This window comes from Streptomyces sp. NBC_01622, from assembly GCF_045209635.1.
GTDB lineage: Bacteria > Actinomycetota > Actinomycetes > Streptomycetales > Streptomycetaceae > Streptomyces.
In genome coordinates this window covers 6,566,800-6,590,918 of sequence record NZ_CP109293.1, presented here as the reverse complement: position 1 = coordinate 6,590,918, position 24,119 = coordinate 6,566,800, and the positions used below count along the sequence as shown (strand labels likewise).

At 69.4% G+C, this 24,119-nt stretch carries 22 protein-coding genes and 1 pseudogene; 11 read left to right on the top strand and 12 right to left on the bottom strand.

Annotated features, from left to right (window positions below; all coding sequences use genetic code 11):
- Nucleotides 1-39: 39 nt before the first annotated feature.
- Nucleotides 40-495 (bottom strand): Lrp/AsnC family transcriptional regulator, encoded by a 456-nt coding sequence (locus OH768_RS30370; protein ID WP_019074324.1) that lies wholly within the window; start codon nucleotides 493-495, stop codon nucleotides 40-42.
- A 49-nt stretch (nucleotides 496-544) separates the two neighbouring features.
- On the bottom strand, nucleotides 545-1,180 hold the full coding sequence (locus OH768_RS30365; protein ID WP_406458867.1) for a UbiX family flavin prenyltransferase: 636 nt from the start codon (nucleotides 1,178-1,180) through the stop codon (nucleotides 545-547).
- Between the two features lie 142 nt (nucleotides 1,181-1,322).
- Here OH768_RS30365 and OH768_RS30360 point away from each other — a divergent pair, with 142 nt between their 5' ends.
- Nucleotides 1,323-1,925, top strand: coding sequence for a rhomboid family intramembrane serine protease (locus tag OH768_RS30360; protein WP_406458865.1), 603 nt, complete (start codon nucleotides 1,323-1,325; stop codon nucleotides 1,923-1,925).
- Here OH768_RS30360 and mqnP read toward each other — a convergent pair.
- Both mqnP and OH768_RS30350 read right to left on the bottom strand, forming a co-directional pair.
- Complete coding sequence (gene mqnP / locus OH768_RS30355) at nucleotides 1,915-2,817, bottom strand: menaquinone biosynthesis prenyltransferase MqnP (protein ID WP_406458863.1); 903 nt, start codon at nucleotides 2,815-2,817, stop codon at nucleotides 1,915-1,917. The two genes, OH768_RS30360 and mqnP, sit on opposite strands and share 11 nt — an antisense overlap.
- Complete coding sequence (locus OH768_RS30350) at nucleotides 2,814-4,268, bottom strand: menaquinone biosynthesis decarboxylase (RefSeq protein ID WP_406458861.1); 1,455 nt, start codon at nucleotides 4,266-4,268, stop codon at nucleotides 2,814-2,816. Before OH768_RS30350 ends, mqnP begins: the two co-directional genes overlap by 4 nt.
- Nucleotides 4,269-4,344: 76 nt before the next feature.
- Between OH768_RS30350 and OH768_RS30345 the strand changes: the two genes are divergently transcribed.
- Nucleotides 4,345-4,644 carry a PLD nuclease N-terminal domain-containing protein gene (locus tag OH768_RS30345; protein WP_406458859.1) on the top strand — a complete coding sequence of 100 codons (300 nt, stop codon included), beginning with the start codon at nucleotides 4,345-4,347 and terminating at the stop codon, nucleotides 4,642-4,644.
- A gap of 87 nt (nucleotides 4,645-4,731) precedes the next feature.
- On the top strand, nucleotides 4,732-6,159 hold the full coding sequence (locus OH768_RS30340; protein WP_406458857.1) for a purine-cytosine permease family protein: 1,428 nt from the start codon (nucleotides 4,732-4,734) through the stop codon (nucleotides 6,157-6,159).
- Here the strand turns inward: OH768_RS30340 and OH768_RS30335 are convergent.
- The gene (locus OH768_RS30335) at nucleotides 6,135-6,641 is read right to left on the bottom strand and encodes a hypothetical protein (RefSeq protein ID WP_406458855.1); all 507 of its coding nucleotides are present in this window, start codon (nucleotides 6,639-6,641) and stop codon (nucleotides 6,135-6,137) included. The two genes, OH768_RS30340 and OH768_RS30335, sit on opposite strands and share 25 nt — an antisense overlap.
- A 53-nt stretch (nucleotides 6,642-6,694) precedes the next feature.
- Nucleotides 6,695-7,033: an ArsR/SmtB family transcription factor gene (locus tag OH768_RS30330; protein ID WP_406458853.1), complete on the bottom strand. Its 339-nt coding sequence runs from the start codon at nucleotides 7,031-7,033 to the stop codon at nucleotides 6,695-6,697.
- Nucleotides 7,034-7,127: 94 nt separating this feature from the next.
- On the opposite strand from OH768_RS30330, the gene OH768_RS30325 reads away from it, so the two are divergent.
- From OH768_RS30325 to OH768_RS30315, 3 genes and pseudogenes are all read left to right on the top strand, one after another.
- Nucleotides 7,128-8,153 (top strand): zinc-binding alcohol dehydrogenase family protein, encoded by a 1,026-nt coding sequence (locus OH768_RS30325; protein ID WP_406458851.1) that lies wholly within the window; start codon nucleotides 7,128-7,130, stop codon nucleotides 8,151-8,153.
- A 601-nt stretch (nucleotides 8,154-8,754) separates the two neighbouring features.
- A pseudogene (locus tag OH768_RS30320) lies at nucleotides 8,755-9,363 on the top strand (TetR/AcrR family transcriptional regulator); the annotation flags it as partial.
- Complete coding sequence (locus tag OH768_RS30315; protein WP_406465507.1) at nucleotides 9,339-10,280, top strand: transglutaminase-like domain-containing protein; 942 nt, start codon at nucleotides 9,339-9,341, stop codon at nucleotides 10,278-10,280. The pseudogene OH768_RS30320 and the gene OH768_RS30315, both read left to right, overlap by 25 nt.
- On the opposite strand, the gene OH768_RS30310 is transcribed toward OH768_RS30315, so the two are convergent.
- A complete protein-coding gene (locus OH768_RS30310) occupies nucleotides 10,277-11,542 on the bottom strand; it encodes a PucR family transcriptional regulator (RefSeq protein ID WP_406458849.1) in 1,266 nt (421 codons plus the stop codon). The two genes, OH768_RS30315 and OH768_RS30310, sit on opposite strands and share 4 nt — an antisense overlap.
- A 100-nt stretch (nucleotides 11,543-11,642) precedes the next feature.
- Between OH768_RS30310 and OH768_RS30305 the strand changes: the two genes are divergently transcribed.
- The 5 genes from OH768_RS30305 to OH768_RS30285 all read left to right on the top strand — a co-directional run bounded on the left by OH768_RS30305 (nucleotide 11,643) and on the right by OH768_RS30285 (nucleotide 18,285).
- Entirely contained in the window at nucleotides 11,643-12,101 is a 459-nt protein-coding gene (locus OH768_RS30305) for a nucleoside deaminase (RefSeq protein WP_406458847.1), read from the top strand.
- Nucleotides 12,094-13,071: an isopenicillin N synthase family dioxygenase gene (locus tag OH768_RS30300; RefSeq protein WP_406458845.1), complete on the top strand. Its 978-nt coding sequence runs from the start codon at nucleotides 12,094-12,096 to the stop codon at nucleotides 13,069-13,071. Before OH768_RS30305 ends, OH768_RS30300 begins: the two co-directional genes overlap by 8 nt.
- Before the next feature lie 128 nt (nucleotides 13,072-13,199).
- Nucleotides 13,200-15,344: a hypothetical protein gene (locus OH768_RS30295; protein WP_406458843.1), complete on the top strand. Its 2,145-nt coding sequence runs from the start codon at nucleotides 13,200-13,202 to the stop codon at nucleotides 15,342-15,344.
- Nucleotides 15,341-16,882, top strand: coding sequence for a hypothetical protein (locus OH768_RS30290; RefSeq protein ID WP_406458841.1), 1,542 nt, complete (start codon nucleotides 15,341-15,343; stop codon nucleotides 16,880-16,882). The genes OH768_RS30295 and OH768_RS30290 overlap by 4 nt, the downstream gene beginning before the upstream one ends.
- Before the next feature lie 164 nt (nucleotides 16,883-17,046).
- Complete coding sequence (locus tag OH768_RS30285) at nucleotides 17,047-18,285, top strand: RNA-guided endonuclease InsQ/TnpB family protein (protein ID WP_406458839.1); 1,239 nt, start codon at nucleotides 17,047-17,049, stop codon at nucleotides 18,283-18,285.
- 150 nt (nucleotides 18,286-18,435) lie between these two features.
- On the opposite strand, the gene ccsB is transcribed toward OH768_RS30285, so the two are convergent.
- From ccsB to OH768_RS30260, 5 genes are all read right to left on the bottom strand, one after another.
- Entirely contained in the window at nucleotides 18,436-19,518 is a 1,083-nt protein-coding gene (ccsB, locus tag OH768_RS30280) for a c-type cytochrome biogenesis protein CcsB (RefSeq protein ID WP_406458837.1), read from the bottom strand.
- Nucleotides 19,515-21,251 (bottom strand): cytochrome c biogenesis protein ResB, encoded by a 1,737-nt coding sequence (locus tag OH768_RS30275; RefSeq protein WP_406458835.1) that lies wholly within the window; start codon nucleotides 21,249-21,251, stop codon nucleotides 19,515-19,517. The genes ccsB and OH768_RS30275 overlap by 4 nt, the downstream gene beginning before the upstream one ends.
- Before the next feature lie 3 nt (nucleotides 21,252-21,254).
- Nucleotides 21,255-22,016 carry a cytochrome c biogenesis CcdA family protein gene (locus tag OH768_RS30270; RefSeq protein ID WP_406458833.1) on the bottom strand — a complete coding sequence of 254 codons (762 nt, stop codon included), beginning with the start codon at nucleotides 22,014-22,016 and terminating at the stop codon, nucleotides 21,255-21,257.
- Between the two features lie 6 nt (nucleotides 22,017-22,022).
- Entirely contained in the window at nucleotides 22,023-22,625 is a 603-nt protein-coding gene (locus OH768_RS30265; protein ID WP_406458831.1) for a TlpA family protein disulfide reductase, read from the bottom strand.
- Nucleotides 22,626-22,702: 77 nt separating this feature from the next.
- The gene (locus OH768_RS30260) at nucleotides 22,703-24,004 is read right to left on the bottom strand and encodes a hypothetical protein (protein WP_406458829.1); all 1,302 of its coding nucleotides are present in this window, start codon (nucleotides 24,002-24,004) and stop codon (nucleotides 22,703-22,705) included.
- Between the last annotated feature and the right edge of the window lie 115 nt (nucleotides 24,005-24,119).

The following is a 24,119-nucleotide window of genomic DNA, read 5'->3' as shown; positions in this document are numbered from 1 at the left end:
CCCTTACCTCTTCCTGAGACAGCTTGCTAAACGGTACGCCTACGACTCTTCCGGCAGCTCCCCGACCCGGTTCTCCCACTTCGTGGAGAGCACGATCGTGGTACGGGTCCTGGAGACGCCCTTCGTGCCGCTGAGCCGCCGGATGGTCTTCTCCAGGCCGTCCACGTCCGGTGCCCGCACCTTGAGCATGAACGAGTCCTCGCCCGCGATGAACCAGCAGTCCTCGATCTCGCTGAGGTCCTTCAGCCGGGCCGCCACGTCCTCGTGGTCGGCGGCGTCCGAGAGGGAGATGCCGATCAGGGCGATCACGCCGAGGCCGAGCGAGGCCGAGTCGACGGTCGCGCGGTAGCCGGTGATGACACCGGCCGCCTCCAGCCGGTTGATGCGGTCGGTGACGCTGGGTCCCGACAGGCCGACGAGGCGCCCCAGCTCCGCGTAGGAGGCCCGGCCGTTCTCTCTCAGGGCCTGGATGAGCTGCCTGTCCACCGCGTCCATGCGATCGATTGCCTTCCGGTGATGAGGATGAATTCGTGGGTGCCGTACGTCAGTTGTCGGTGGTGCGGGCACCCCCGAGGTCGCCCTTCCACCGGCGGTACAGATCGTGCTCGACGCCCGCCGCGTCCAGGACCCGCCCGGCGACGAAGTCCACCAGGTCCTGGATGTGGGTGGCGCCGGCGTAGAAACCGGGCGAGGCCGGCACCACGGCCGCGCCCAGGTCGTCCAGGGTCACCAGGTGCCGCAGCGTCTGCCCGTTCAACGGCGTCTCGCGTACGGACACCACCAGCCTGCGCCGCTCCTTGAGGGTCACGCTCGCCGCCCGCTGCAGCAGGTCCTTGCTCAGCCCGAGGGCGACCCCGGCGACACAGGCGGTCGACGCGGGCACGATCAGCATGCCCTTCGCGGGGTACGACCCGGAGGACGGCCCCGCCGCGAGGTCGCCCGCGCTCCAGTGCCGTACGGCGGCGATGTCGGGCTGGAAGGTACCGGGCTTGCCGTCGGCGCCGCGGGCCAGCCATTCGCGCAGGTCGTCCTGCCAGTGCGCGTCCCTGAAGGAGATCCCCGTCTCGTCGAGGAGGGTGAGCCGGGACGCCCGGGACACGACGAGGTCGACACTCTCGCCCGCGTCGAGCAGCCCGCGCAGCACCGCAGCCGCGTATGGGGTGCCGGAAGCGCCGGACACCCCTACGATCCAAGGCGTACGCGGCGTCTCTCCTGGCTTGACTGGGTTCACGAGACCGAGCCTAGCTGGCGTCGCGGAGCGGGAACCGGCCAAGGGGGCCGGGGCGTTCTTCTGTGGGGACGAGTGGACCGTGGGGGGTGCCATGTCCGGTACGGAGTTGGAGTGGTCGCGGGGCGACCGCGCGAAGGCCGCGGCCAAGCTGATGGTGGGCTGGGTCGCGCTGTTGTGGCTGCTCGAAGTGGTGGACGTGGCGTCCGGCCACGCGCTCGACAGCCTCGGGATCGTGCCGCGCGAGCCGTCCCAGCTGATCGACATCGTCCCGGCCGCCTTCATCCACTTCGGCTTCGCCCATGTGGCGGCGAACAGTGTGCCGCTGCTGGTGTTCGGCTTCCTCGCCGCGCTGGGCGGCATCCGGCGGTTCGCCGCGGTCTGCGCGCTGATCATCGTCGCGGACGGCCTGGGCGTCTGGCTCATATCCCCGGCCCACACCAACACGGCGGGCGCCTCCGGCCTGATCTTCGGCCTCTTCGGCTTCCTGCTGATCACCGGCTTCGTCGAGCGCCGCCCGCTGGGCATCGCCGTCGGCCTGCTCATCGGCGCGGTCTGGGGCACCTCGATCCTGCTCGGCCTCGCACCCACCCAGTCGGGGGTGAGCTGGCAGGCACACCTGATCGGACTGGCGGCGGGGGTGACGGCGGCGTTCGCGTTCCGGCCGACACCGCGGCCCGCCGCGCTTACACCGTGAGCCCGCGCACCAGAAGATCCAGCAGCGCGCACACGAACAGGGCAATCCCGATGAACCCGTTGACGCTGAAGAACGCCCGGTTGAGCCGGGACAGGTCATGGGGTCGCACGATCGAGTGCTCGTACACGAACGCGCCCGCGACGATCAGCAGGCCGAACCAGAAGAAGGCACCCGCGCCGGTCGCCGCGCCGTACCAGACGAGGAGGACCGTAGTGATGGTGTGGCAGACGCGCGCGCCCCAGATGGACGCCGGGATGCCGAAGCGGGCCGGGACCGACATGACGCCGATCTCGCGGTCGGTCTCGATGTCCTGGCAGGCGTAGATCAGGTCGAAGCCGCCGATCCAGATGCCGACGGCGAGACCGAGGATCACCGCGTCCCAGGACCACTCGCCGGTGATCGCCAGCCAGCCGCCGACCGGGCCCATCGCCTGGGCGAGACCGAGGATGGCCTGCGGGAAGTTCGTGAACCGCTTGCCGTACGGGTAGACCACCATCGGGATCACCGCGATGGGCGCCAGCGCCAGACAGAGGGGGTTCAGCAGGGCCGCCGAACCCAGGAACACGACCAGTGCGACCAGCGCGCCCGTCCACGCGTGCTTCACCGTCATCGCGCCGGTGACCAGCTCACGGTGTGCCGTACGCGGGTTACGGGCGTCGATCTCCCGGTCGATGATCCGGTTCACCGCCATCGCGAACGTGCGCAGCCCCACCATGCAGATGGTGACCAGCAGCAGCCGCCCCCAGTGGATGTTCTCGTCCCACTGGAACATCGCGGTCAGCGCGGCGATGTAGGCGAAGGGCAGGGCGAAGACGGAGTGCTCGATCATGACGAGGCGTAGGAACGCCTTGGTGCGCCCCGGCTGCGGGATCGCGGCTGATGCGCTGCTCACGAAAGTCCGTACTCCTTCCACCGGCGGTCGACCTTCGCCGCCGTCTCCGGGTCGGACAGCACCATCTCGGGCCAGCCGCCGTCCCGCGTGTAGCCCTCCTCGGGCCACTTCCTCGTCGCGTCGATCCCCGCCTTGCCGCCCCAGAACTGCTGGTAGGAGGCATGGTCGAGATGATCGACAGGTCCTTCCACGACCGAGAGGTCCCGGGCGTAGTCCGTGTTGCCCAGCGCCCGCCACGCGACCTCGTGCAGATCATGGACATCGCAATCAGCGTCGACGACCACGATCAGCTTGGTCAGGGACATCATGTGCGCACCCCAGACCGCGTGCATCACCTTCTGGGCGTGCTTCGGGTACTTCTTGTCGATGGAGACGATCGCGCAGTTGTGGAATCCGCCCGCTTCGGGCAGGTGGTAGTCCACGATGTCCGGCACGATGATCTTCAGCAGGGGGAGAAAAAAGCGCTCCGTGGCGCGCCCCAGCGGTCCGTCCTCCGTCGGAGGCCGGCCTACGACGATCGACTGAAGCAACGGCCGCTTCCGCATCGTCACGCAGTCGATGGTCAGCGCCGGGAACGGCTCCTGGGGCGTATAGAACCCGGTGTGGTCGCCGAACGGCCCCTCCGGCAGCATCTCGCCGGGCTCAAGCCACCCCTCGATGACGACCTCGGCCTGCGCCGGCACCTGCAACGGCACGGTCTTGCAGTCGACCATCTCGATCCGCTTGCCCGCGATGAACCCGGCGAACAGGTACTCGTCGATGTCACCGGGAAGCGGCGCGGTGGAGGCGTAGGTCACGGCGGGCGGACACCCGAAGGCGATGGCGACCGGCAACCGCTCGCCCCTCCTCGCCGCGACCTGGTAGTGGTTCCGGCTGTCCTTGTGGATCTGCCAGTGCATGCCGATGGTGCGCTTGTCGTGCCGCTGCAGCCGGTAGAGCCCGAGATTGCGGATCCCGCTCTCCGGGCCCTTGGTGTGCGTGAGCCCGAGATTGAAGAAGGACCCGCCGTCCTGAGGCCAGGTGAAGAGGGCGGGCAGCGCGTCGAGATCGACGTCGTCCCCTTGGAGGACGACCTCCTGAACGGGCGCGTCCTTGACCTTCTTCGGCGGCACGTGCGTCATCGCGCCGAGCTTCCCGAAGGCGTCGCGCACCCCCACGAACCCCTGCGGCAGCTCGGGCCGCAGCAGCCCGCCGATCTTCTCGGAGATGTCGCCGTACGACTTCAGCCCCAGCGCTTTCAGCAGCCGCCGGTCGGTCCCGAAGACGTTCATGGCGAGGGGCATCGAGGACCCCTTCACCTTCTCGAAGAGGAGAGCGGGTCCACCGGCCTTCTGGACCCGGTCGACGATCTCCCCGACCTCCAGATACGGGTCCACCTCGGCCTTGATGCGCTTGAGGTCTCCCTCGCGCTCCAGTGCCCTGAGCAGGGAGCGAAGATCGTCGTAAGCCATGTGTCCAAGTATCGGGCACCCGCTAACCTGGCCCCGTCACCGGGGCCGTCCCACCACTCAGGAGAATCTCGCCGCCATGCTCAGGTATCTGCCCTTCCTGCTGGTCCTGGCCCTGTGGATCTACGCCTTCGTGGACTGCCTGAACACGCCCGAGGAGGATGTGCGGGGCATGCCGAAGCTGGCGTGGGTGTTCGTCATCCTGCTCTTCGGCGAGGTCCTGGTCGGCCCGGTCGCCTGGCTGATCGCGGGCCGGGCGCGGCGCACCCCGGACGGGGCGTCGGCGGCGCAGGGCCGGTGGGTCGCGCCGGACGACAACCCCGAGTTCCTGAAGTCCCTGAGCAAGGACGATCCCAAGCCGGACCCGAAGACCGAGTAGTACGTGCAGGTTGTACGCCGGTGAGCGGCCCGGTACGGACATTGCGCCTCTGGGCCCGGACCGGCAGGAACCGGACACTTACCTCGCATGACGACTGCTCCCGCCGACTCAACCGGCATCCTCGCCCCCGAATACGGTGACAAGGTCATCGCCGTCGAGACGGCCGGTGCCGAGCCCATCCCCGACGCCGAACGCCACGGCAGCCCGCTCCAGCTGCTCTGGACCTGGGCCTCCCCGAACATCGAGTTCGCGACCGTCTACATCGGCGTGATCTCGGTCCTCTTCTTCGGCCTGAGCTTCTGGCAGGCGACCGCCGCGATCGTCCTGGGCACCGGCCTCGGCGCGATCACACAGGGCTTCCTCTCCCTGGACGGCCCGCGCTTCGGCGTCCCGCAGATGGTGATCGGCCGCTTCTCCTTCGGCTTCCGCGGCAACATCCTCCCGTCGGCGGCCAACGGCCTTGTGGCGGGCGTCGGTTGGTTCGCGGTGAACAGCGTGAGCGCGGCGTTCGCACTGAACACACTGACGGGTCTACGCCCCCTCCCGTCGCTGTTGCTGGTGGTCGTGGCCGAAATCCTCATCGGCTTCATCGGCCACAACTTCGTGCACACCTTCGAGAAGTACGCGTTCCCGGCGCTCGCGGTGATCTTCCTGCTGGCCGGCGTGTGGACCTTCAAGGACGCGCATCTCGGCGGAAGCGGCACGGGCGGCGGCGTAGGAGGCTTCCTTCTGGCCTTCAGCGCGGCCTGGGGCTATGCGGCGGGCTGGAACCCGTACGCGACGGACTACTCGCGCTATCTCCCGCGCACGGCGAACAAGTTCAAGACCATCCTGTACCCGGCGGTCGGCCTGTTCGTGTCGGTCACGCTCGTCGCCGTCATGGGCGCGGCCTCGGCAACCCTCGTCGCCCCCAAGGACGCCACCCCGACGGCCGCCTTCACCGGCCATCTCCCCGGCTGGCTGGGCGACTTGGTGTTGATCGCGATCATCCTCGGCGCGGTCTCGGCGAACGCCCTCAACGTCTACTCCGGCGCGATCTCCCTCACCGCGCTGGGCCTGAAGCTCCCCGCGTGGCTGAACCGCAGTGTCCTGGTGGTGGTCTCGGGCGTGGCCGGTACGGCGGCGGCGTGGGCGTCACTGTCCGACGCGGGCTCGGCGTACGAGGCGTTCCTGCTGGTCATCGCGTACTGGGTGGCACCCTGGCTGGGCGTGGTCCTGGTGGAGCGCTGGTTCCAGTCCCGCACCCCCACCGAGGAACTGGCCCCCCGCCTGACCGATCCCGCCTTCACCAACTGGCCCGGCCTGGCAGCCCTGTTGACCGGCATCGCGGTCTCGGTCCCGCTCTTCTCCAACCAGGAGGACTACGTCGGCTACGTCCCGAAGCACTGGCCGTCCTTCGGCGACAGCACACCGATCGTGGGGTTCGTGCTGAGCGCGGTGCTGTATGCGGTGCTGCGGTCGGTTCCGGGACTGAAGGGCCGGGTTCAGCCTCAACCGGCCAGGGCCGACGCCTGATCCACGTACTCGACCTTGATGTACGGGGCGTTCTCCGCCCCGTACGCCTTCTTGATGATCGGCTCGGCCTTGTCGGCCTTCAGCGCCGCGCCGCAGACGGCGGCGTCGAAACGGGCGGAGGGGATGCGCCAGACGTCGAGAGTCTGCGTCTCGTTGTTCACGGACATGCCGGTGTAGACGGCCGCGTAGCCGCCCGCCGCCAGCTTGTCGATGTGATCGGCGACGCGGTACATGGGGCTGTTGTCGTCGAGGGTGGGGAGGCCGCCGACGGGTCGGGGGCCGACGCATGTCCGGCGGGGACCGGGGCTGAGGCTGGGCCCGGTCTCGGACTTCGGCCGGGCGCCGGTCACCGAGTCGGACCGGGAATCGGGGCCGGAGGCGGAGGCGGCGCCCAGATTCGTCAGCCCGCGCAGAGTCAGTGCCACGACGACGGCCACGACGACGACCGTGACAGCGACGAAGGCCCACAGGTACTTCCTCATGCCCCCTCCTCCGGTTCACCCGGCACTGTGACGCCGACGGGCGGCGGACGCGTTCAGTCCGCGCGCAGCACGAGGTCCAGCAGCCCCGGGAACCGGCCCTCGAACTCGTCCTTCCGTAGCCGGTTGACCCGCTTGGGCCCTTCGTCACGCTGCTCCACGAGGCCCGCGTCGCGCAGCGCCGCGAAGTGATGGCTGAGCGCGGCCTTGCCGACGGGAACATCGAAGCTCCCGCAACTGCGCGACCACTCGGCCGACCTCGCCAACTCCCTTACGAGGGTGAGGCGTACGGGGTCGGCGAGCGCGGCGAGCGCAGTCTGTACGGGGACGTCGTCGGGGTGGGTGTGTTCGGGGGCGGCCCGGTGACTTCCGGTGCTGCCGTCTCGCTGCGCCATGCCCGCCTCCCGCTCCCGCTTGCCGAGTGTTCGATGAAAACCATACACTCGCGAGTGTTCGCTTTTCATTGAACAGTCGAGCGGGGAGTCCGGCATGCGCGCGGTCGAGATCCAGGAGTACGGCGGTCCCGAGGTCCTGAAGGTCATGGAGACGGAGGTACCGCGCCCCGGCCCCGGCCAGGTGAGCGTCGACGTGGCGTACACCGGGGTGAACTTCGCCGACCTCAAGGCGCGGGGTGAGGGATACCGGGTGCCGAGTCTCCCCTTCGTACCGGGACTTGAGGTCTCGGGCCGCATACGGCAGATCGGCGCCGGCGTCGAGGGCCTCACTGTGGGCCAGGAGGTGGCGGCCCTGACGGCGGGCGGCGCGTACGCGGAGGTGGTCGTAACCGACGCGGTGACAACCTTCCCCCTCCCCGAGGACATGGACCTCCGCACGGCCGCCACCCTCCCCACCGTCCTCCCGACCGCCTACGCCCTCGTCCACACCGTCGGCCGCCTCCAGCCCGGCGAGACACTGCTCGTGCAGGGCGCGGCGGGCGGAATCGGCACGGTGGTGGGGCAGTTGACGCGGGCGGCGGGCGCCGGGACGGTGTACGGGGTCGTATCGAGCGCGGCGAAGGCGGAGTTCGCGCGGGGGTACGGCTACGACGAGGTGTTCGTGAGCGAGTTCGAGGCACCGGTACGGGCGGCGACGTCCGGGCGCGGGGTCGACCTGGCCCTGGACCCGGTGGGCGGCGACACCCTCCGCGCCGGCCTGGCCTCCCTCGCGACCTACGGCCGCCTGGTCTCCTTCGGCAACGCGAGCTCGGCGCCACCGTGGCAGGTGGGCCAGCCCGACCTGTACCCCGGCGCCCTCTCCGTCTCCGGCTTCTCGATCCTGACCCTGGCCCAGACCGACCCCGCAGCCCTAAGAGCCCTGACAGAGCGGGCGTTCGCCACGGTGGCCGACGGCACGGTATCCCTACCGGTGACAGCGGAGTTCGGGTTGTCGGAGGCGGCGGAGGCACACCGGCTGATGGGGGCGCGGACGAGCACCGGCAAGTTGTTGTTGCGGGTGGGCGACGGCCTGGCCGGCGCAGAATCCAGCGCTGGGAGGTCCACCCGGGCACACAGTTGACGGCTCGCATTCGCTCGACACGATGTTGTCGGCGCCCGCGCTCGGACACGCGCCGGGTTGTCCGAACACTCCCAGAGGGCCGGACTGCCGCGGTCGCTCATCACCGGGCACCGGCCGTCCCAGGCGTTCGCCAACTGGCCGAAACCACCCATGCTTACGGGCACTCTCGTCGAGACGGGCGGTGTGCTGCGGGCCTCGCCCTACGGAACGCCTCATCGGCCGCTGCCGCCCTGCGGCGCCGGGGCGGCTGTGTCAGCGGCCGTCCTGTGGCCGCGACCTCCGTGCCGTCAGGAACACCAGCGCGCCGCCCGCGACCAGCAGGACGGCGGTGCCCGCCCGCAGCAGGACTCCGTCCCGACCGCAGGGAGCGCCCTTTACTCGGTCCGCGGAAGCCCGACACTGACAAAGAAGCGAGTGGCCAACCAGCACCATCCCAGCCACCCCTCACCGAACCCACGCCCGTCTGTATCCCCCGAAACAGACGGACGCAGGCCCGGCAACACTCCCAAGTCTGGATCGACCCATGACCACACCGAAAGAGGGTTCCAGAAATCTGCTCTAGAAATTCACTCTAGAACCGACCCCCAATACGCTGTCCCGCATGAGCCCCAAGCAACACCGTGGCGAGGTCACCGCAGACCTGCTCCTCGACGCCGCGCTGCACGTCTTCGCGGAACAGGGTGAACAGGGCCTCACCGTCAACGCCGTGACCAAGGCCAGTGGTGTCAGCCTCGGCAGCCTGTATCACCACTTCGGCAGTCTCGACGGGCTCTACGACGCCCTGACGCAACGCTGGTTGAGCCGGCTGCTGGGCGAGTTGGTCACCGCGCTGCAGGCGACCCGTACCGCCCGCACCGGCATCCGCGCGATCATACGGACGTATCTGAGCTTCGTCCGTGAACACCGGGACGCCGCCCTGCTGTTGCACTCCGCCAGAACCGACCAACGCAACATGACCCAGGCCAGAGAACTGCGTGACTCCCAGGAGGCAAGGTTGTCGGTGTTCGCACGCTGGATCCAAGTCCATGTGGATTCAGGGGAGTTGGCGCCGCTTCCCCCAGCTCTCATCGAGTCACTCGTGCTGGGCCCGCTGATCGGCGTGATCCGCCGCTGGCTCTCCGACATCGATGTTGACGACGACGCACTCGACCTCGACCTGGCCGCACGCGTACTGCCGGAACGGATCTGGCGCTCCGTCGCCGCCGACCCGCCCTCGACTTCCGCACCTTCTACGCCACCCAGAGCACGTACTCCGACCCCGGCGCCCTCGCCTCCCGCTACACCGGCCTCCCCCGCGACCCCGCCCGACTCGCCCGTATCACCCGCGACTTGATCGTCCACCGCCTGGAAGCCGGCTTCTACGACCACGTCCACCCCACCGACCGTCTGCACAACGACGCCGAGACCCGCTACATCGACGACATCCTCCGCATCCTCGTCGACCGGAACGACGCCACGCTCACCCGACGACGCGACGTCGGCGACCGGTTCGTCGGGACCTGCCGGGACTTCTCGTTGCTGCACTGCTCGTTCCTGCGCCACCTGGGCATCCCGGCCCGCACCCGCTCGGGCTTCGCCGACTACTTCAGCGAGAACAGTTCCGACCGCTTCCACAGCGATCACGTCGTCACCGAGTACTGGCACGACGACCGCGGCTGGCTCCTCGCCGACTCCCAGCTCACCGACCCCGTCATCGCGGACCACTGGAACATCGACTTCGACCCGATGGACGTACCCCGCGACCGTTTCCTCGTCGCGGGCGAGGCCTGGCAGGCCATCCGAGCAGGTGCCGCAGATCCGGCGGCCTTCGGACTGCACCCGCCGGAGGAAGGGCCGTTCTCGGGCGAGCGGTTCGTCGCCGGCAACATCCGCCTCGACCTCGCCGCCCTCAACAAGTTCGAGACCCTGCTCTGGGATGTGTGGAGCGAGGACGAGGGCAAGCCCGGGGAGCCGTTGCCGGAGTCCTCACGCCTCTTCTACGACCGTGTCGCCCCGGTCGTCAGCGGCAAGGTCTCCTTCGACGCCGTACGGAAGCTGTTCGCCGAGGACGACATCCTGCGCACCCCGCCGACGGTGACCTGCTACGCCCCCTTCAACGGCCCCAGCCAAGTCACCCTGCGCCACTAAGCCACGGTCCGCAGCCCACGTACCTGAGCCGCCCCCATCCCCCGCACCACCCGATGCGCGCACACCGCCGCCAGCAACTCCCCCAGCAGATCGGGGTCGTCGATCTCCAGGCCGAGCAACGACTCGATGCGTTCCAGGCGTTGGTAGAGCGACTGGCGGCCGATGTGCAGCAGGGCCGCTGTCCGGGTGGGCGAGCAGCCGTGCCGTAGATGGACCTCCAACGTGCGTACCAGGTCGCTGGGATGGGCCGCCTCCCACGCCAGCAGCGGGCCCAGCGCATGCTGTACCAGCCGCGCCAGCCGGTCCCGGTTCGCGTCGACGCCGCCCCGGGTCAGCTCCCGTTCCAGTGCCAGCGCCCGTGCCGAGGTCACCAACGGGCCTTCGGGCGCGGCGGGTTCGGCGGCCGGGACCGTCAGGGCGAGTTCCAGTGTCGTACGGGCCGCCCGCAGGGTGTCGCTCCAGCGCAGCCAGCCGCTGCCGGCGTCGACCACGTGCCCGACCGCGACGGTCAGCCCGGGATCGGCGGCCGTACGGAAGGCCTCCTGGACAGCGCGTATCGGGTCGCCCGAGACGGAGCCGGAGCCGGACAGGGCCAGCAGCGCCAGTACGTCTCCCGGGAACGCCGCCCGCAGCACGCTCGCCCCGCCCAGCACCCGTACCGCCCGGTCGACGGCGCTCACCTCGCGCGCGCCGTGCACCGAGACCCCGATCAGGCGGGCGCCGGGGCCGGGGTGGAAGCCGGCGAGTGCGGACCGTGCCTCGACCTCCGGCTGGTTCAGCGCGGCGCGGTCCGCGAGGTCCGCCAGCAGGGCGGCGGTGTGGTCGTCGCCCCACGGTCGTACGACGGAGTGGCCGGACAGGCCGCGGGTGACGATCGCCCGGTTGGCGGCCTCGGTGATCCGTACGAAGGGGACGACCCGGTGGAGGGCCAGCAGGGGCAGGCCCAGGCGGCGGGCCTCGTCCGTGACCTCCGGCGGCATCGTGGGCAGGGAGCGGCCGATCTCCACCGCCAGGCCGGACGCGCCCCGCGCAGCGAGTTCGCGGACGTAGCGGCGGCGGATCTCGGCTGCGGTGTCGGTGAGGCCGAAGCCGTTGGTGAGGAGGAGTTCGCCGCCGTCGAGGAAGTTCGCGCCCTCGTAGACCTCGCTGGAGTGGACCCAGCGCACGGGGCGGTCGAGGGCGGCCTCTCCGGCGAGGAGTTCGGGCTCGGAGGCGCGGACCGGGTCGAGGGCCAGGAACTCACGGAGGGTGAGTGCGGGCACGGGAACCTCCAGAGGCGCGGACAGTTCGTCCGGGTACGGGTTGCGGGGAGAGTACTTTCCGCACGTTGCCCTCGTGTTTCGGCCACTGGAGAGTGAGCACATGAAGCCTTTGGATCAGGCACGGGCGAGCGCCTGGCTCGCCACCGCCGTCGAGGAGGCCCGCGCCGGGCTCGGCGAGGGCGGCATCCCGATCGGTGCCGCGCTCTACGGCGCCGACGGCACCCTGCTGGGGCGCGGCCACAACCGGCGCGTCCAGGACGGCGACCCCTCGATGCACGCGGAGACGGCCGCCTTCCGGGCGGCGGGGCGGCAGCGGTCGTACAGCGGTACGACGATGGTGACGACCCTCTCCCCGTGCTGGTACTGCAGCGGGCTGGTGCGGCAGTTCGGTATTTCGCGGGTCGTGGTCGGTGAGGCCGCCACCTTCCACGGCGGGCACGACTGGCTCGCCGAGCACGGTGTGGAGATCGTCCTGCTCGACGATGCCGAGTGCACCCGGCTGATGCGTGACTTCATCAAGAACAACCCGGCTCTCTGGAACGAGGACATCGGTGACTGAGCCCCAGACCCCACCACGCATTCCGACGATCGATCTGCGTCCCTGGATCGACGGGGACGAGGAGGTCCGCAAGGACATCGCCCGTACCGTCGACAGCGCCCTGCAGACGGCCGGGTTCCTGCTGGTCACCGGGCATGGTGTCGATCCGGCGCTGCGGTCGCGGATCCGGGAGGCCGCGCGCGCCTTCTTCGCGCTGCCGGCAAACCTCAAAGAGCCGTACTCCGCGAAGGTCGGCGGGCGCGGGTGGCTCGGGCCCGGCGCCGAGGCCAACGGGTACTCGGAGGGGACCGAGACGCCGCCGGATCTGAAGGAGTCGCTGACCTTCGCCACGCACCGGCCGTTCGAGGACCCGGTGATCAACGCCGAATGGTACGCGCCGAATGTGTGGCCGACGGAGATCCCCGGGCTCCAGGAGCTCTGCGAGGAGTACCTCGACCGGATGGGCGAGCTGGAGAAGCAGCTGCTGTCGCTGCTCGGGGAGGCGCTCGGGCTCGAACCCGACTTCTTCTCGCGGCACATGGACCATCCGACGTACGGGTTCAACATCAACTGGTATCCGGGGGTGGAGGTCGTCGGGGAGCCGGAGCCGGGGCAGTTCCGGATCGGGCCGCACACCGACTTCGGGACGGTGACGATCCTCGACCGGCAGGCCGGGAAGGGGGGACTTCAGGTCTTCACCGACGAGGGCGGGTGGGAGGACGCGCCATTCGACGCGGAGGCGTTCACCATCAACATCGGTGATCTGATGGCTCGTTGGACCGGTGACCGGTGGCGTTCGGGGCGGCACCGGGTGCTGCCGCCGCCCGCCGACGCGCCCGCCGAGGAGCTGATGTCGCTGGTGTACTTCGGCGAGTGCACCCCGGGCACGCTCGTGGAGTCGGTGCCCGCGCCGGTCGGACGGGTGGCGTACGGGGCCGTCGACTCGCATGTCTATCTGCGAGAAAAGCTGGACTCGATCACCGTCGAATAGGCCCCTGTTCCGACATTTTCGTAACCCAACGGACACCACGTGACCTAGTCCGAACCAACTCCCCCTATTTACCCTGGTGTTGATAGACAGGTTCCGGTGTGCAGGGCGACCGCTCAGGGGGAGATGCGGTGGGTAGAGGGCTGCACGGCCGCGGGGCACTGTTCGAGGCACAGCCGCCCGGTCTCGCCTCGCGTCTGACCGGGCTGCGCCCTTACCAGCTGCTCACCTCGCCGTACGAACATCCGGAACCGCCCTTCGTGGTGCTCGCGGGCGCGCGCGGGCTCGGCAAGAGCACGGTGCTGGCCGAGTTGCGCACCGCGTACCGCGGGCACACGCCGGTCGCGCTGATCGACTGCGACGCCGACCGGCTGACCCGGCTGCCGGACGGCCGGCCCGCCGCGACCTGGTCCCCGGTGTGGCAGGCGCTGACCACGATCGCGGAGCAGCTCAGGGAGCCGGTGGTGCACGGCGCCGGCGCCATCGACTTCCCGCGCCTTGAGGCCGGGCTGCTCGCGGTGTGCGCCACCGGCTGGGACGCCCGGGACGAGGACAGTGCCCGTGCGGAGGCCCGGCGGATCCTGCTGCTGAGCGATCCGGCCCGGCGCTGGTCGGTGATCGCGCAGGGCTGGGCGACCAGGGTCGCCTCCCGGCTGATCGCCAATGTGTCGGGTACCGGTCCGGTCGGCCAGGCCTTCATCGAGGCGACCCTCGACACCCTCTTCGACCTGGTGTGGACGCCGAACGGGCTGCTGAAGGCGGGCGCCGACTGGTACCGCGACTATCCGGGCGCGAGCGGTGACCCCAAGCGCGGGCTGATCGAGATCGCCCGGGACTTCCGCGCCGACGGCACCTCCCGCACGGACGCCGAACGCTGGCTGCTGCGCGCGCTGCTGGCCGATCTGGGCGACACCTACCGGCGCCGGTGGGAGCGGATGCGGCGGGTCGGGCGGCCGGTCGTCCTGGTCGACAACGTGCAGTCGGGGCCGGGCCCGGGGCTGATGAAGGCCGTACTGAAGGAGCGTTCCGACGGCGTCGGCGACCAGGTGGCCTTCTTCGCCGCGCTGCGCGGCGACCGGCATCCCGATCTGCCGGACGCGGTGCGTCATCCGCTGCCGGAGGTGGGGCGGGCGAGCGGTTGGGTGCCGGGGGCTTCGCCGTCCTCGCGGGCCCTGCTGGTGACGCTGCCGCCGCTGACTCCGGAGGAGACCCGGCGGGTGATCGCGGACGTCTGCGCGACCGAGCAGATCCGGGTCGAGGTGCCGCCCCAACTGCCGTACGCCATCCACCGGTTGACGGCCGGCAGTCCGCTGGGGGCGGCGCTGCTCGGGGAGGCGGTACGGCAGACCCGGCCGGCCGGGGCCGTGAGTCCCGGGGAGCTGCTGACCGCCGGGCTGAAGCCGGAGGGTGACGTGACGAGTGATCCGCGGCCCGTGTACCGGGAGTTGCTGGACCGGCTGGTGGCGCCCGGGATCGCAGAGGAGCTGGCGGTGCTGGCCACCGCGCACGACGGGGACTCGGCGCGGGCGCTGGCCCAGGGGCGGCGGCTGCGGGACAGTTTCGGCGCGTCCGGGGTGAACCGGCTGCGCACGCAGCTCACTTCGGAGGGTCTGCCGCCGGCGGCGGGCTACTTCGTGGGCGATCCGTTCCTGCGCACCCTGCTCCTGCTGCGGCTGCATCTGGACGACGCGGACCACGGGCGCTGGCGGGCGGTGCACCGTTCGCTGCTCTCGCACTACGAGGGGCTGCCGGGCAGCCCGGACGCCCCGGCCCGCGCCCGTTACCGGCTGCATCACGAACTCGCGCTCGGCGACACGGCGGACGCGGTGGAGTATCTGCGGGACAACTTCCGCCTCATCCCGCCGCGGGCCTGGCTGGAGACGCTGCTGTTCGTGACCGCGGCGCCCTACTACCACGCGCACGATCCGCACGGCCGGGACATCGGCGCGGCCGGCGACCATCGCAAGGCCGTCGCGCTGGCCCGCACGGACGCCGAGGAGCGACCGCCGGACGGCGTGGACCCGGTTCTGCATCTGACGGTACGGCGGCTGCTGCACGCGGTGTGGCAGGTGACGGATCCGCTGGTGCTGCCGGACGGGGAGGTCGCGGACCGGATGCACTTCGATCTGGAGCAGCTGTCGACGGTCTGGCCGGCGGGCAGCGAACTGCTGTATCGGGCCGCGCAGCAGTGGCCGGAGAACGCGCTGGCGGGGCGTCCGCTGCGGGTGCCCGCGGGTGCGGACGGCGACAACGACGGAAGCGGGGGCCTGCGGTGAGGCGACGGCTGCGCGAGCTGTTCGAGGAGATCCGGACCATCCCGGTCTACCGGTACACGGCCCTGGTGGTGGCGGCCGTCCTGGTCGCCGGACTGGTCGTGCTGGTCCGTACGGCGCTGCACGAGGACCGGTCCTGCGCGGCCGGGGTGGCCCGTCCCGAGGAAAGCGACGAGTGTGTGGGGGTGTCGACGTCGGCGTTCGACTTCGGCCGGCGCCGGCTCGCCGACACGATCAGGGCGGTGGCCCGCGAGAACGGCACCCTGAAGGCGGGGACGTATGTCTCGGTCGCGCTCTTCGAGCCGTTCACCGCGACCGACACCGACACGATGAACGATGTGCTGCACGAGTTGCAGGGCGCGTACCTCGCGCAGTACGCGGCCAATCACGACGACAACGGCGAGACCCCGTACATCCGGCTGGTGCTCGCCAACCCCGGTGCCACGGGCGCCTATTGGGAGCGGGCGGTCGACCGGATAGCGGCGATGACGAAGTCGTCGGACCGGCTGCGGGCGGTCACCGGGATAGGGACGAGCACCGACAACAACAAGAAGGCCGTGGCGAAGCTGACCCGGCTCGGCGTCCCGGTGGTCGGCTCCTCCATCACCGCCGACGACCTCGCCAACGGGCAGCAGGGCAAGGACCCTTACCCCGGTCTTGCCCGGGTCTCCCCCACCAACACCGACGAGGCCCGCGCGCTGGCCTCGTTCGCCAAGGTGACGGCGGACCGGGCGCTGCTGGTCTACGACAAGCCGGGCGACCCGTACACGAAGACGCTGCAGCAGGCCTTCACCACGCTGCTGAAGGGATCGCCCTACGGTTCCTGGCCGTTCACGCCGCCCGCGGACCGCAGTCAGGAGGGCAGTACGCCCAACACGTTCCGGCAGATCACCGATCTCGTCTGTGACACGGACGCCAAGCTGGACACCGTGTTCTTCGCCGGGCGGCACACCCAACTGCGCCAGTTCATCAACGCGTTGGGCCGCCGCGGCTGCCAGTCACGGAAGTTCACGGTGCTCACCGGCGACGAGGGCTCCTACCTGACCGGCGACAGCCAACTCGACGCCAGTGCGCTCCAGCACGGTGTCTCGGTCCGCTACACCGCGCTCGCCCACCCGGACGCCTGGCTCAAGAACGCCCCGGCGACCGGGGGTTCGGCCCAGGACTCGGCAGAGCTCGACAGGCTCCTTGCCGCCGCCAAGGCCGCACCGGTCGGCCCGATCGGCACGGTCGCCCTCGCCGACGGGCAGTCGGTCATCGCCTACGACGCGATGCAGCTCGCCGTCCACGGCGTCCGCGAGGCCACCCCGGCCCAGCGGAAGATCCCGCCGCTGTCCGACGTCGGCCTCCAATGGCCGCAGGTCAAGGGCTCGTTGCGGGTGAGCGGGGCGAGCGGCTGGATCTGCCTGGACGTCCACGGCAACCCGTACGACAAGGCCGTACCGATCGTCGAACTCACCCCGAAGGGCGCCGCCCGCTTCGTGAAGCTTGCCTGGCCGGAGGGCAGGCCCCCGTCGAAGGAGTGCCTGCCTCCGGCCTGACCGGCTTCCGCCCGCCCGACGCGGGCTCGACGAGCCGGGGCAGCCGGACGAGGAGGTGACGGAGCGAACCGGTCATGACACCAGCCTGTCCCGGAAGCCACCCGGTGAGATACCGAAGTACAAGGAAGAACTGCTTCACAAGGAGCCGCGCTAACTTGTGAGACATGATCACTCACGTGAAGCGGGCGTTCAAGTACCGCTTCAACCCGACCGACGCGCAGGCAGCGGAGCTGTCGCGGACGTTCGGGTGCGTGCGAAAGGTCTACAACATGGCACTGGCCGCCCGGACCGAGGCATGGACGCTGAGACAGGAGCGGGTCAACTACAACACCACCTCGGCGATGCTGACGGCCTGGAAGAAGACCGAGGAACTGTCCTTCCTCAACGATGTGTCCTCGGTCCCGCTGCAGCAGACCTTGCGACACCTGCAGGCAGCGTTCACCCGCTTCTTCGCCAGGCAGGCGAAGTACCCCCGCTTCAAATCACGGAAGAAGTCCAGGAGATCCGCCGAGTACACCAGCAGCGCTTTCCGTTTCCGCGACGGGAAGCTGACGCTGGCGAAGATGGCCCAGCCGCTGGACATCGTGTGGTCCCGTCCCCTACCTGAAGGGGTACAGCCCTCGACAGTGACCGTTTCACAGGACAGAGCAGGGCGCTGGTTCGTGTCCCTGCTGGTGGAGGATCCCGCCATCCAGCCGCTTGCCCCAAGCGGTAGCTCAATCGTCGTGGATGCCGGGCTGGACCACCTGCTGACCCTGTCCACCGGGGAGAAGATCGCCAACCCGAGGCACGAACGCAAAGACCGTGCTCGGCTGGCTCGGGCCCAACGGGAGCTGTCGCGCAAGGGCGACGGGGCCAACCGGGCCAAGGCCAGCCGGAAGGTCGCCCGTATCCATGCCCGGATCGTCGATCGCAGGCGGGACGCTCTCCACAAGGTCACCACTCTGCTCATCCGCGACAACCAAGTGGTCGTGATCGAGGACCTGGCCGTTCGGAACCTGCTGAAGAACGGCCGCCTGGCCCGCGCCATCTCCGATGCCGCGTGGGCGGAATTCCGCAGCATGCTGGAGTACAAGGGCCATTGGTACGGCCGCGAGGTGATCGCGGTGGACCGCTGGTTCCCCTCCTCGAAGCTGTGCTCTCACTGCGGCGCGCTCTCCCAGCGCATGCCGCTCAACGTCCGCACCTGGACGTGCGGGAACTGCGGCACAACCCATGACCGGGACGTGAACGCGGCACGCAACCTTCTGGCCGCCGGGCTGGCGGTCTCGGCCTGTGGAGCCGGTGTAAGACCTCAACGGAGCATTCCGGGCGGGCAGTCGGCGATGAAGCAGGAAACCCACGGGGCGACCTGTGGACCCCCCCCAGATTCGGAAGGGGAGAAGTCAACAGATGCTCCTTGAGGAAAGAAGCTTCATCAGCGCGACCAACACGCGAGTTCGTGACCGTACGACCTCGCAGATTCGGACTCATGCCTCCTTGCCTGTCCTATACGGCGAAGGCCGGTTCCGGTGACCCCCGTCACACGGAACCGGCCTTCGCCGTAAGGGACTTCAGACGCCGGCGTAGGAGTGCTTGCCGCCGACGAAGATGTTGACGCCGTAGTAGTTGAAGATCCAGCAGCCGAAGGCGATCAGGGCCAGGTAGGCGGCCTTGCGGCCCTTCCAGCCGGCCGTGGCGCGGGCGTGCAGGTAGCAGGCGTAGGCGACCCAGGTGATGAACGCCCAGGTCTCCTTGGGGTCCCAGCCCCAGTAGCGGCCCCACGCGGACTCGGCCCAGATCGAGCCCGCGATGATCGTGAACGTCCACAGCGGGAAGACGGCCGCGTTGACGCGGTAGGAGAACTTGTCGAGGTTCGCGGAGGCGGGCAGCCGCTCCATCACGGAGGTGGCGAAGGCGCCGGGCTTGCCGCCGGTGGCGAGCTTGTTCTCGTACGAGTCCTTGAAGAGGTACAGGAGCGTGCCGACGGCGCCCACGTAGAAGACCGCGCCGCAGATGATCGCGGTGGAGACGTGGATGTACAGCCAGTACGAGTGCAGGGCCGGGACCAGCTGGTCGCTCGCGGTGTACAGGACGGTGACGGCGATACCGAGGTCGAGGAGGACCGTGGTGACCAGGAACAGGCCGAGCCAGCGCACGTTCTTCTTGAGCAGCAGCAGCGTGAGGTACACGCCGACGGCGACCGTGGAGAAGGTGATGTTGAACTCGTACATGTTGCCCCAGGGCGCCCGCTCCACCGAGGCCGCGCGGGCGAGAACACCGCTCAGCTCGATGAGGAACGCGAGCACCGTGAGGGACACGGCGATACGGCCGTAGAGGTCACCCTGTTCGTCCCCGCCGTGCGCGCCGGGACCGTCCGGCACGTCGCGCGAGCCGGACGCGGCCCGGACGACGACCTTCGGCCGCTCCAGGACGGCGGTACCGCCGGCCTTCTTGACGGTGACGGCAGGCGCGCCCGTCTTCTTCGCGGCGGCACCGGTCAGCGCGGCGGCCGTACGGCCGATCTTGCTGCGGCTGCCGAAGGTCCACTCGGCGATGTACGCCAGGAAGGCCAAGGTGTAGACGGCCATCGAGGAGTAGATCAGCGTGTTGCTGACGTTGGCGAGGTGTTCGTTGGTGGCGGCGGCGAGATTCACTGCTGCTCAGCCCCTTCGGGGGGTACGGAGGGTTCGTCGTCGGTCTTCGTCGGGGCCCGGTCGTGCACGAGTGCCGCCAGATCGCCGAGTTCCTCGGGGAGTTTCGCGGACTCGCTGCGGCCGAGCCCGGCCATCTCGACGACGGTGCTGCCGTCGTCGCCGGTGGTGGCGCGCACCCAGACGCGGCGGCGCTGGATGAACAGGGAGCCGGCCAGACCGAGGATCGCGGTGAGCGCGCCGGCCAGCGCCCAGTCGGTGCCGGGCTGCTGGACGACCTGGAAGCCCGCCCATTCCTTGATCTGCTTGTCGAAGGTGATCGACCCGGCGCCGTTCGGCAGGGTCATCGTCTCGCCGGGCAGCAGCTGTTGCTTGAGGATGTTGCCCTTGGAGTCCTTGAACTGCTTCAGGTTCTTGGTCTCCAGCTGGTACACGTTCTGCGGGATACCCGAGTTGACGCCCAGGTCGCCGTGGTAGCCGGTGACGTTGAGCACCGGGTAGTCGAGGCCCGGGTACTGGGAGAACATCGTGCCGCTGCTCTTCGCGTACGTCGGCACGAACACGGCGGCGAAGCCGAGCTGTTCGGCGACGCCCTGGGCGTTCTTGTAGCCGTCGAGGACCTTGACGGCGCCCTGCGAGGTGACGTTGGAGTCGATCGGCAGCATCGGCACGGCCTGGTGGAAGACCACGTTGCCCTTGCCGTCCCGGACGGTGACGACGGGGGCGTAGCCGTGGCTGACGAGGTAGACCTTCGAGTCGCCGATCTCCAGCGGCTCGTTGACCTTGATGGTGTGCTTCTTGGCCTTGCCGTAGGCGCCGAGGCTGTAGGTGATGTCGGCCTGGAAGGTGCGCGGGGTGCCCCGGTTGGGGCCGGTGCGCTCATAGGTGCCGACGAAGTTCTTCAGGTGGAAGCTGAAGGGGACGAGGTCGTCGTCGCTGAAGAGGTTGCCGGACTTGAAGTCGTCGTACTGGGTGAGGGTGTTGGAGAAGCCGTCGCCCTCGACGATCAGTTTGTCGCCCTCGGACTTGAAGAGCTGGCCCCAGGCGAAGGCGATCAGCATCACGATCAGCGCGAGGTGGAAGAGGAGGTTGCCGGTCTCCCGCAGATAGCCCTTCTCGGCGGCTACGGCGTCCCCGGCGACGTGGGCGCGGAAGCGCCGCTTCTTCAGGACCGTGAGGGCGACTTCGCGGACCTGGTCCGGTTCGGCGGCGGTGCGCCAAGTCGCGTAGGCGGGAAGGCGGTTGAGGCGTTTGGGGGCGCCCGGCGGACGGCCGCGGAGCTGGCCGACGAACTGCCAGGTGCGCGGGATGATGCAGCCGATGAGGGAGACGAAGAGGAGGACGTAGATCGCGCCGAACCAGGCGGAGCCGTAGACGTGGAAGAGGCCGAGCTTCTGGTAGATCGGCCCGAGCGTCTTGTGCGCGGCCTGGAACTCGGACACCTTCAGCGCGTCGGTGCCGGACTGCGGGATCAGCGAGCCGGGGACCGCGCCGAGCGACAGCAGGAACAGCAGCATCAGCGCGACCCGCATCGAGGTCAGCTGCCGCCACATCCAGCGCGCCCAGCCGAGCACTTCACGGCCGGTCCAGGCGAGCCAGCCGGTCAGGCCGGGCTTCCGGTTGCCGCCGAAGGAGCCGGGCATGGCGGTCTCGACGGGGGCGGTGGAGAGCTGGGAGCCGGCGGCGCCGAGGTCCTGTTCCTCAGCGGCGGACGAGTCGGTGGTCGTCTTGCTCATCGATCAGATCCCTACAGTGAAGCCGTCGGACCAGCTCTGCATGTCCTGCACCAGCGCGTCCCAGGCGCCGGTGAGCAGCAGCACGCCGGTCACGATCATCATCGTGCCGCCGACCCGCATCACCCAGACGTAGTGGCGCTTGACCCAGCCGAAGGCACCGAGGGCCTTGCGGAACGCGACCGCGGTGAGGACGAAGGGGACACCCAGGCCGAGACAGTACGCGACAGTCAGTATGGCGCCGCGACCGGCACTCGACTGGTCCATGGAGAGCGCCTGCACCGATGCGAGGGTCGGACCGATGCACGGGGTCCAGCCGATCCCGAACAGGGCGCCCAGCAGCGGAGCCCCTATCAACCCGGTCGTCGGCCGCTTGTGGAAGCGGAACTCGCGCTGGGTGAGCCAGGGCATCATCCCCATGAAGAACACGCCCATGAGGATCATGAGCACGCCCAGCACCTTGGACAGGACTTCCCTGTTCTCCTGCAGCGTCTGCCCGAAGTAGCCGAACAGGGCCCCGCCGGAAACGAACACGACGGTGAAGCCGAGCACGAACAGGGAGGCGCCCGCGACCATCCGGCCCCGGCGGGCGTCACCGAGATCTGTGCCGGTGACTCCCGTGACGTAGGAGAGGTAGCCGGGGACGAGCGGGAGGACGCACGGGGAGAAGAAGGAGACGAGTCCGCCGAGGACCGCGATCGGCAGCGCGAGCAGCAAAGCGCCACTGCGGACTGTGGTGTTGGGGTCGGTGACCGCTGCGAGCAGCACGTCAGCTCACTTCTCCGCGATGACCGGGTCGAGCATCTCGCGCAGCTTCTCCTCGCTGAGTGCCTGGAGTGTGCGCGCCGCGATCTTCCCGTCCCGGTCGATGACGATCGTGGAGGGGATGGCCTGCGGGTTGAGGGTGCCCTTCTTGAACCGGAGCATCAGTCTGCCCGTCGGGTCGTACAGGCTGGGGTACGGGACGTCGTACTTCTTCTCGAAGGCGACGGCCGGTTCGGTCTCGGGGTCGCGGGTGTTGAGGCCGACGAACTGGACGCCCTTGCCCGCGGTGGCCTTGGCGACCTGGACGAGGTTGTCCGCCTCGGCGCGGCACGGGGAGCACCAGGAGCCCCACACGTTGACGACGAGGACCTTGCCCTTGTAGTCGGCGGTGTCGAGCGTCTTGCCGTCGATGGTCTTGCCGGACAGGTCGGGGGCGGCCTGGCGGTCGCCCTTCTTGACGGTCGCGATGCCGTCGGAGCCGGTGATGAAGTTGGTGTTGCCGGAGCCTCCGGAGGTTCCTCCGGAGCTGCAGGCGGACAGCACCAACGCGGCGACGGCAACGCCGGCGGTCGACAGGACGGCGCGGCTACGGGCGCGACGGGCGGCACTCATGTGAAAAGTTTCGCATGCCCGTTCTGGGGATCTTGCGCGCCCCCCTCAAGGGCGCCGGGCGGGCGGAAACCCGCATTTCAGGCGGCGTCTCCAGTGGCCGTGGAAGAGGCGCTGGAGCTCGCGGCCAGGTAGGACTTCCAGCCGCCGGCCGGGGCCTGGCCGACGTCGAGGCCGCGCAGCTTGGCGAGCACCTCGGGCTTCTGCACGTCGATCCAGTCGGTGAACTGCTTGAAGGAGACCATGCGGACGTCGGCGCCCTTCTCCTTCTCCGCGGCGATGTGCTTGAAGGCCTGCTCGACGGCGTCCATGTAGATGCCGCCGTTCCAGTGCTCGAAGTGGTTGCCTATGAAGAAGGGCGCGCGGTTGCTCTCGTACGCCCGCTGGAAGCCGGAGATGTAGGCCTGCGCGGCCTGGGTACGCCAGCCCGGGTAGTTGTAGGCGGGCGCGTTGGTGGAGTTGACGGACTGGTTGGCCAGCATGTTGTAGTCCATCGAGAGGACCTCGAAGCTGTGTCCGGGGAACGGGACGGCCTGGAGGGGGTAGTCCCACACGCCGTTCTTCTTGTCGGGCCAGACCTGCCGGCCGCCGGGGTTGGAGGCGTCGTAGCGCCAGCCGAGCGAACGGGCGGTGGGCAGCAGGTTGTTCTGGCCGAGGAGACAGGGCGTACGGCCGCCGACGAGTTCCTTCTCGTAGTCGAAGGGCAGCGACGGCAGGTCGTGCCAGCCGGTGTTGGTGCGCCACTCCTTGACGAAGGACTTGGCCTGGTCGATCTCGCTGCGCCACTGCTGGGGCGTCCAGTTGCCGACGGTGCCGTAGCCGGAGCAGAAGTGGCCGTTGAAGTGGGTGCCTATCTCGTGGCCCTCCAGCCACGCGCGCCGGACGTTGGTGAGGGTCGCCTTGACGTGTTCGTCGGTGAGGTAGCCGATGTCGGAGGCGCCGCGCGGGTTGTTCGGCGGGTTGTACAGGCGCTTCTTCGACTCGGGCAGCAGGTAGAGGCCGGAGAGGAAGAAGGTCATGCTCGCGCCGTGCTGCTTGGCGAGGTCGAGGAAGCGGGGGAACAGTCCGTTGCCGACCTCGCCCGCGCCGTCCCAGGAGAAGATCACGAACTGCGGCGGGGTCTGCCCGGCCTCCAGCGGCACGGGCTTGGCGGGCTGCTTGGGCTGGGTGCCGGTGAAGGACGTGGAGCCGTCACCGATGGGCTTGGCCCGGGGTTCCATGGACTTGGCGGGGCCGCCGGAGTGGCCGCCCTTCCCGGAACCGCCGGAACTGTCGGAGGAGCCCAGCCCGCCCGAGCCGAGCGTGCCACACCCCGCGAGTCCTACGGCTGCCGCGGCGCCGGCACCGACTCCGAGCACTCCCCGTCGAGTGAGACTCCGCATTGCTTCCCCATCCGTCGCATCCTCTGTGGTCTACCTGTGAGAGGACGCGGCGGACGGGAAAGTTCGCCGGGAACCATGTGGGTTCCGAAACAAATGTCACAGGCCTGTCTCAGCA

Excerpts from the sequence above, each read along its gene's own strand:
- OH768_RS30285 (WP_406458839.1), top strand. The coding sequence starts at position 17,047 with ATGATCACTCACGTGAAGCGGGCGTTCAAGTACCGCTTCAACCCGACC.
- OH768_RS30345 (WP_406458859.1), top strand. The coding sequence starts at position 4,345 with ATGCTCAGGTATCTGCCCTTCCTGCTGGTCCTGGCCCTGTGGATCTAC.
- OH768_RS30335 (WP_406458855.1), bottom strand. The coding sequence starts at position 6,641 with ATGAGGAAGTACCTGTGGGCCTTCGTCGCTGTCACGGTCGTCGTCGTG.
- OH768_RS30325 (WP_406458851.1), top strand. The coding sequence starts at position 7,128 with ATGCGCGCGGTCGAGATCCAGGAGTACGGCGGTCCCGAGGTCCTGAAG.
- OH768_RS30260 (WP_406458829.1), bottom strand. The coding sequence starts at position 24,004 with ATGCGGAGTCTCACTCGACGGGGAGTGCTCGGAGTCGGTGCCGGCGCC.
- OH768_RS30330 (WP_406458853.1), bottom strand. The coding sequence starts at position 7,033 with ATGGCGCAGCGAGACGGCAGCACCGGAAGTCACCGGGCCGCCCCCGAA.
- OH768_RS30305 (WP_406458847.1), top strand. The coding sequence starts at position 11,643 with ATGAAGCCTTTGGATCAGGCACGGGCGAGCGCCTGGCTCGCCACCGCC.
- OH768_RS30265 (WP_406458831.1), bottom strand. The coding sequence starts at position 22,625 with ATGAGTGCCGCCCGTCGCGCCCGTAGCCGCGCCGTCCTGTCGACCGCC.
- OH768_RS30350 (WP_406458861.1), bottom strand. The coding sequence starts at position 4,268 with ATGGCTTACGACGATCTTCGCTCCCTGCTCAGGGCACTGGAGCGCGAG.
- OH768_RS30370 (WP_019074324.1), bottom strand. The coding sequence starts at position 495 with ATGGACGCGGTGGACAGGCAGCTCATCCAGGCCCTGAGAGAGAACGGC.
- OH768_RS30340 (WP_406458857.1), top strand. The coding sequence starts at position 4,732 with ATGACGACTGCTCCCGCCGACTCAACCGGCATCCTCGCCCCCGAATAC.
- OH768_RS30360 (WP_406458865.1), top strand. The coding sequence starts at position 1,323 with ATGTCCGGTACGGAGTTGGAGTGGTCGCGGGGCGACCGCGCGAAGGCC.
- OH768_RS30275 (WP_406458835.1), bottom strand. The coding sequence starts at position 21,251 with ATGAGCAAGACGACCACCGACTCGTCCGCCGCTGAGGAACAGGACCTC.